General features: G+C 66.1%; 6 protein-coding genes. 4 read left to right on the top strand and 2 right to left on the bottom strand.

What is annotated here, in order from left to right; all coding sequences use genetic code 11:
• Positions 1–101 precede the first annotated feature (101 nt).
• Complete coding sequence (locus ELR45_RS34145; protein ID WP_129670255.1) at positions 102–1,145, bottom strand: LacI family DNA-binding transcriptional regulator; 1,044 nt, start codon at positions 1,143–1,145, stop codon at positions 102–104.
• Positions 1,146–1,304: 159 nt separating this feature from the next.
• Between ELR45_RS34145 and ELR45_RS34140 the strand changes: the two genes are divergently transcribed.
• On the top strand, positions 1,305–2,924 hold the full coding sequence (locus tag ELR45_RS34140) for a GH39 family glycosyl hydrolase (RefSeq protein WP_205857826.1): 1,620 nt from the start codon (positions 1,305–1,307) through the stop codon (positions 2,922–2,924).
• On the opposite strand, the gene ELR45_RS34135 is transcribed toward ELR45_RS34140, so the two are convergent.
• On the bottom strand, positions 2,896–3,753 hold the full coding sequence (locus ELR45_RS34135; protein WP_240760349.1) for a LacI family DNA-binding transcriptional regulator: 858 nt from the start codon (positions 3,751–3,753) through the stop codon (positions 2,896–2,898). The two genes, ELR45_RS34140 and ELR45_RS34135, sit on opposite strands and share 29 nt — an antisense overlap.
• 79 nt (positions 3,754–3,832) lie before the next feature.
• On the opposite strand from ELR45_RS34135, the gene ELR45_RS42250 reads away from it, so the two are divergent.
• From ELR45_RS42250 to ELR45_RS34125, 3 genes are all read left to right on the top strand, one after another.
• Positions 3,833–3,958: a hypothetical protein gene (locus tag ELR45_RS42250; protein ID WP_276320766.1), complete on the top strand. Its 126-nt coding sequence runs from the start codon at positions 3,833–3,835 to the stop codon at positions 3,956–3,958.
• A 408-nt stretch (positions 3,959–4,366) separates the two neighbouring features.
• Positions 4,367–5,350 (top strand): ABC transporter permease subunit, encoded by a 984-nt coding sequence (locus ELR45_RS34130; RefSeq protein ID WP_129670252.1) that lies wholly within the window; start codon positions 4,367–4,369, stop codon positions 5,348–5,350.
• A 38-nt stretch (positions 5,351–5,388) separates the two neighbouring features.
• Positions 5,389–6,324, top strand: a complete 936-nt coding sequence (locus ELR45_RS34125; RefSeq protein ID WP_165368361.1) for a carbohydrate ABC transporter permease — start codon at positions 5,389–5,391, stop codon at positions 6,322–6,324.
• The last annotated feature ends 45 nt before the right edge of the window (positions 6,325–6,369 follow it).

The following is a 6,369-nucleotide window of genomic DNA, read 5'->3' as shown; positions in this document are numbered from 1 at the left end:
GCTTCGCCGGCACGTCGCTGACCTTGTGTTTGTAACGTTACAAGGTAGACACCAGGGTGGCCCCTGTCAATGCCGCGTGCCAGCGGCCAGACAGACCGGGGCTATTGGCCTCCAGCGATCGCAGGACGAAGAGTGACCGAGTCGCGCACCACCAGGCTGGTCTTGGCGACGAACGGGTAGTCCCGCCCGTCGTCCACGCCAGCGCCGTCGAGAACCAGCGTGAGCGCGTCCACTCCGAGGTTGATGACCGGCTGGTGAACGGTGGTCAGCGTAGGGGAGCTCCGCTCCGCCTCGGGCACATCGTCAAACCCGATGACACTCAGCTCCTCGGGTACACGGAGGCCTCGCGCGGCCGCGGTCGCGATCAGCTCGAGTGCGAGCTGATCGGAGCTGGTGATCACCGCCGACGGCGGGTCCGGCAGCGCCAGCAGCCGTTCGAGAGCGGCTGGCATGCCGCCGTCGAGCGCCACGTGATGGATGTAGTCGTCGCGAAGCCGGAGTCCGGCCGTCGCCATCGCCGTCGCATAACCGGCAAACCGCTCCGAGCCGGACCAGATGGTCAGGTTGTTCAGATAGGCGATGTCGGTATGCCCAAGCATCGCGAGATGGCGCACCGCCGACGCAACCCCGCCCCGGCTGTCGCTGGTGAGCCACGGTGTGACATCGGCGGGCGGGGTGAGCGGCTCGACCAGGACGTGCGGAACTCGGTTGTCCCGCAGCCAGTCCAGCTCGTGCGGGGCGAAGTCCATCAACGTGGCAATGACGCCCCGGGACTCATGCGAGGCGACCCTGCGCAGCCATGACCTGCTGCGCTGCATGGGGTGTCCCACAGTCGTCAGCACGAGCGTGAGACCCATCTGCCGGGCCCGCTCCTCCATGCCGCGCACCATCATCGAGGTGAACATGGACTGATAGTCCGGCATCAGCACGTCGACGAAGACGCTCCCGGACTCGGATCCGACCGGGCGGTGCGGGTAACCCGCCTCGCTCAACGCCTCCAGCACCCGGCGCCGGGTCGACGACGCCACGCCGGAACGGCCGTTGAGCACCTTCGACACAGTGGGAAGGGACACCCCCGTCTGCCGGGCGATCGTGGCCAAGGTGACCCGCGGCCGCTGCCGGTCACCAGGCGCCGGCTGTTCCATGGGCACTCCCTCAATGTCATACGGACGTCGCGATGCCCGCTCTTCGCGGCGGCATCAGCGAAAGTTTCCTCACACTGCTCGCCATTGTCCAGGCGTGGCCACGTGCACAGACTGGTTCGTGGTCGCTTCCGTGGCGATCCTGCCGCAATGGAGGAACCTTTGACGCAGCCCGTGACCGACGACGAGCCGATCAGGCTCGCGGTCGACGCCGGCGCCGACGGCTCACACCTGGACCACTTCTGGAGCCGGTCGGTCGGTGCCGGGCGCGCCAACGAAGGGCTCCGCGCTGATTGGCAGGACCACCTGGCACTCGTCGTCGAGGAGTGTGGTTTCTCCTATGTGCGTTTTCACGGCATCTTCCACGATGACATGTTCGTCTATCGGCGCGGTGACCACGGAACGCCGGTCTACTACTTCGGCTACCTCGACGCCCTGGTCGACCGGCTGCTGGAGATCGGCGTCCGCCCGTTCATCGAGCTCGGGTTCTGCCCCCGCGATCTGGCCCGGGAGACCGAGACCGTCTTCTGGTGGAAGGGGCACGGCGCTCCCCCACGAGACATGGACGCGTGGGGCGAGCTGGTCACCCGGACGGTGCGGCACTGGACCGACCGATACGGCGTCGACGAGGTGCGGCACTGGTACTTCGAGGTCTGGAACGAGCCCAACCTGAAGCCGTTTTTCGCCGGAACCAGGACCGAGTACCTGCAGCTGTACGAGGTGACGGCGCGCGCGGTCAAGGCGGTCGATCCGCAGCTGCGGGTGGGTGGACCGGCCACCTCCAACTTCGTCGGCGACAACCGCTTCGCCGGCGAGGTCGAGGACACCAGCGCACGCATCGTCGCCGACTCCGACGAACTCGACGCCCTCGACTGGCAGCCGGTCTGGTTGCATGAGTTCCTGGCCTGGTGTCACGAGCGACGGGCGCCTGTCGACTTCGTCTCCTGCCACCCGTATCCGACCGACTGGGCGCTCGATGAACACGGACACGGCGCGAAGCTGACGCGCGACGCGGATGCCACGCCGCGGGATCTCGCGACACTACGCAAGATCGTCTCCGACAGTCTCTTCCCCGATGCCGAGATCCACCTGACTCAGTGGAGCTCCTCGTCGTCGTCGCGGGACCACACTCACGATCACCTGCAGACCGCGACGTTCGTCGTGCACAGCGTTCTGGAGAGCATCGGCCAGGTGGACTCGCTGAGCTATTGGACGTTCACCGATGTCTTCGAGGAAGCCGGCGCCGGCGCCGAGCTGTTCCACGGCGGGCTCGGCATGATCACCGTTCCAGGTGTGGTCAAGCCGACCTTTCACGCCTATCGCATGCTGCATCAGCTGGGTGACCGGTTGATCGCGCAGGTGCCGGGAATCGTCGCGACGAAGCACTCCGGGTCGGGCCGATGCAGCCTGCTCGCCTACCACTATCCGCCGCAGATGTCCCGCGCGGTGCCGGCCTCGGTCGGGGACCGTGCCACCGCCGAGGCCACCTTGACCACGGGCGCCCCGAGACGGCTCTCGGTCACCGTGGATGGCCTCGCGCCGGGTGCCTCCGTCGGACTCGAACGGCTGACCGTGCAGGACGGGAATGCGCTTGCAGTCTGGAAGGAGATGGGAGCGCCGTCGGAACCGACCAGGGAGCAGCTCTCATGGCTGCGGGCACGCGCCCGGGCGACGAGGGTGAGCTCGTCGACCGCGGACGCCGCTGGACGAGCCGAGGTTGACGAGATGCTGGAGCCATGGACGCTGTGTCTCATCACGGCCGAGGTGGCCGCGGGACGCTGATCGGCGGAGACGCCGAGCTGTCCCGGACGACGAGGTGGGTCGGGCATCGGATCGGAAAGCCGGGCGGTTCGTCCGGCGGTTCAAGTACCATCCGTAGCGCCTCGGCGGCGATGTCCGTGATCGGCTGGTGCACCGTGGTCAGCCGCGGAACCGACCGGTCCGCTTCGGGGAGGTCGTCGAAGCCCACCACACTGACGTCGTCCGGCACACTGATCCCGAGGCGGCGCGCGGCGACCAGCACGCCGATCGCCATCTGATCCGTCACCGCGACGACGGCGGTCGGCGGTTCCGGGGCTGCCATCATTCTCTCGAACGCCCGTTCCGCCGCCGCGTGCGAGATCTGGGTGTGGCTCAGCAGTGCGTCCGGCACTGTCAGGCCGCTGGCGGCCAATGCGGCACGAAAGCCCTGCTCACGCTCCCTGGTCGCCAGCACCTCATCGTTGCCGATGAGGCCGATGCGCCGGTGCCCGAGCGCCACCAGATGCTCCGTCGCCTCCGCACACCCCTCGGCGTTCGTCGCCGTGATCGAGGGCACACCAGGTGCGAGAGGCTCGGTGGGATCGATCACCACGTGCGGCACATGCGCGGTCCGGAGCGACTCGATGTCAGATGTACTCATGCTGATCATCGCGGCCACGACAGCGCGGCTACGCCTGGTCTTCACCATGGCGGACAGCTCGGTCGGCTGCACCGGAGCCGTGGTGAGACTGATCGACAGGTCGTGCTCGCGGGCGGCGAGCTCCAGTCCGAAGACGAGCCGATTGGCCCATCCCGAATGCAGGTCCGGGAGGACCACGTCGATCAGCCTCGATCCCGTCGGGACAGGCATGCGCATGTCGTATCCGGTGTCCCGGAGCACCTGGAGCACCCTCGCTCGGGTCGCGGGTGCAACGCCCGGACGTTCGTGAATGACCTTGGAGACCGTGGGCACCGACACCTGCGACAGACGAGCGATCGTCGTCAAGGTCACGCCTGTTCTCGGCTTGTCGACCATCGACATCGCCCCCTTGACCGTGGTGGCGTGGAACGGGTGATCGACGCCGTTGCCTTGCTCACCCCGCAGATCGTCAGCCGTCGCCTCACCGGACCGTGATAGGTCTCAGAGTAGTCTCCGGGCGATGAAGTCGCCCGCGAGCGGCATGAAGCGTTCCGGAGCACGCGAGCATGTGTCTCCTCTGTCTCCAGGCTCGGCCACGTGTCCGCGGTCACCTCCACCGAAGGTGTTCGCGGTCGCCATCCAGTCTGCTCGGGCGCAGACGTGTAGCCGGCATGTGACGGACCGGTGAATGCCAGAGAAAGTTTCGCACCCCGAACATGTCTTGTTGCTCTCTCCGGGTGCGCACTAGCGTTTCGAGCCCAGGGGGACGGAAAGCGCATACCGATACCGATGGAGCCCGAGACCGAATGTGTAGCCACCAGAGACCCGCAGGGGGTGAGCTCGAATGACGGAGGTGCTAGCCACCCAGACGGAGACTGACACCTCCGGCCGTTCGAAGCGCAAGAAGAAGCGGGCCGCGCCGACAGAACGCGTGGCATGGTCGCTTGCCTTGCTGGCTGCGCCAGGCGTCGTCTACTTCCTGGTCTTCGCCTACCTGCCAATGGCAGGTCTCATCGTCGCCTTCAAGGACTTCAACGTCTCCGACGGCATCTTCGGCAGCCCGTGGAACGGCGTGGAGAACTTCGAATACTTCATCTCCACCGGGAACGCCGCCCGGATCATCATCAACACGGTGTTCCTCAACGCCCTGTTCCTCACCGCCACGCTGGCATGGGGACTGACGCTGGCGATCATGCTGAACGAGATCCGGCTGCACATGTACAAGCGTGTCACGCAGTCGGTGGTGTTCTTCCCGTACTTCGTCTCGCCCATCGTGATCAGCGTGATGCTGCAGGTACTGCTGGCCGGCGTCGGCGGTGAAGGCGGGGCGGTCAATGACATGCTCAACGTCTTCAACCTCCCGAGCCTGACGTGGTACACCGAACCTGGCGCGTGGCCCTGGATCCTCACCATCGTCAAGGTCTGGCAGCTCGGCGGGTACATGTCCGTGATCTTCCTCGCCGCGATCACCGCGATCCCACCTGACGTGTACGAAGCGGGCGTGATCGACGGCGCCAGCCGAGCGCGGATGGCGTGGTCCATCACGGTGCCGCTCCTGCGCCCGACGGCGGCCATCCTGCTCGTGCTCGGGATCGGGCGGATCTTCTACGGGGACTTCGCGGTGATCTACGCGATCATCGGCGACAACGGCGTGCTGTTCTCCACCACGGACGTCATCGACACGTATGTGTTCCGGTCGTTGCGCAGCCTCGGTGACTTCGGCACGACAGCGGCCATCGGCCTTTTCCAGGCCGTGCTCGGCTTCATCTTCGTCTCCGTCGCGGTCATCGTCCAGCGGCGTTACGCACGAGACAGCAGCATCCTATGAGCGCGGCAACCGACCGTAGTGAAGGACGGGAGACAGGCATGGCGACCGTGAGCACCACTGCCGCCGAGACGAGTCACGACACGGCCCGGCGCGCCGGCCGGAAGCGTCGCCGCGTCAGGACGACCGAGCCGTTCACGGTAGTCAGCTATGTCGTCGTCTCCCTGTTCGCGCTGTTCTGCCTGATCCCGCTGTGGATGATCGTGGCGGGCTCGTTCACCGACGAGACCGAGCTGTCGCTCAAGGGCTACAGCCTGTTCCCCGAACCGTTCTCGCTGGAGGCGTACAAGCAACTGTTCTCCGGCCAGGCGATCGGCAGGGCATACCAGGCGACGCTGTTCATCACCGTCGTCGGGACCGCGATGTCGATCTCGTGCACCGCTGGTCTGGCGTGGGTGATCGCACGCCGGATGCGCGTGATCAGCCGGCCGCTGACGATCTTCGCCTACCTGCCGCTGCTGTTCAACGTGGGACTCGTACCGATGTACCTGCTGATGACCCAGGTGCTGCAGCTGCGCAACAGCTGGTTCGCGGTCATTCTGCCGCACATGCTGATGCCGTTCCTGGTGTTCATCACGGTCGCGTTCTTCCGCCAGATCCCCCAGGAGATTCTGGACTCCGCGCGCGTCGACGGCGCCAGCGAGCTGCGTATCTTCTTCCGGATCGTGCTTCCGCTCTCCAAGGCGGTCATAGCCGTGATCGCCCTGTTCTACGCCGTGGCGTACTGGAACGAGTGGTTCTGGGCGATTCTGTTCATCTCCGACCCCGACAAGTACCCCCTGCAGCTGTTGCTGCAGAACATGATCGCGAACGTCACGAACGCCACGATGCTTCCGGGCGGCAACGCGCCGACGATCCCGGTCTACCAGTTACGCCTGGCGCTGACTGCGGTGACCATCGGGCCGATCATCCTCGCGTACCCCTTCGCCCAGAGGTTCTTCGTCAAGGGCCTGACCCTCGGCGCCACCAAGGGCTGACCGCCTTCGGATCAGCGCTGACTCTCTTCCATCGCTTTCCCTCAT

Source organism: Phytoactinopolyspora endophytica, from assembly GCF_004138495.1.
Taxonomy (GTDB): domain Bacteria; phylum Actinomycetota; class Actinomycetes; order Jiangellales; family Jiangellaceae; genus Phytoactinopolyspora; species Phytoactinopolyspora endophytica.
Note: the sequence above shows the minus strand (reverse complement) of the source record. Positions and strands in the feature narration are given on the sequence as shown.

Excerpts from the sequence above, each read along its gene's own strand:
- ELR45_RS34130 (WP_129670252.1), top strand. The coding sequence starts at position 4,367 with ATGACGGAGGTGCTAGCCACCCAGACGGAGACTGACACCTCCGGCCGT.
- ELR45_RS42250 (WP_276320766.1), top strand. The coding sequence starts at position 3,833 with ATGACCTTGGAGACCGTGGGCACCGACACCTGCGACAGACGAGCGATC.
- ELR45_RS34125 (WP_165368361.1), top strand. The coding sequence starts at position 5,389 with ATGGCGACCGTGAGCACCACTGCCGCCGAGACGAGTCACGACACGGCC.
- ELR45_RS34145 (WP_129670255.1), bottom strand. The coding sequence starts at position 1,145 with ATGGAACAGCCGGCGCCTGGTGACCGGCAGCGGCCGCGGGTCACCTTG.
- ELR45_RS34135 (WP_240760349.1), bottom strand. The coding sequence starts at position 3,753 with ATGCCTGTCCCGACGGGATCGAGGCTGATCGACGTGGTCCTCCCGGAC.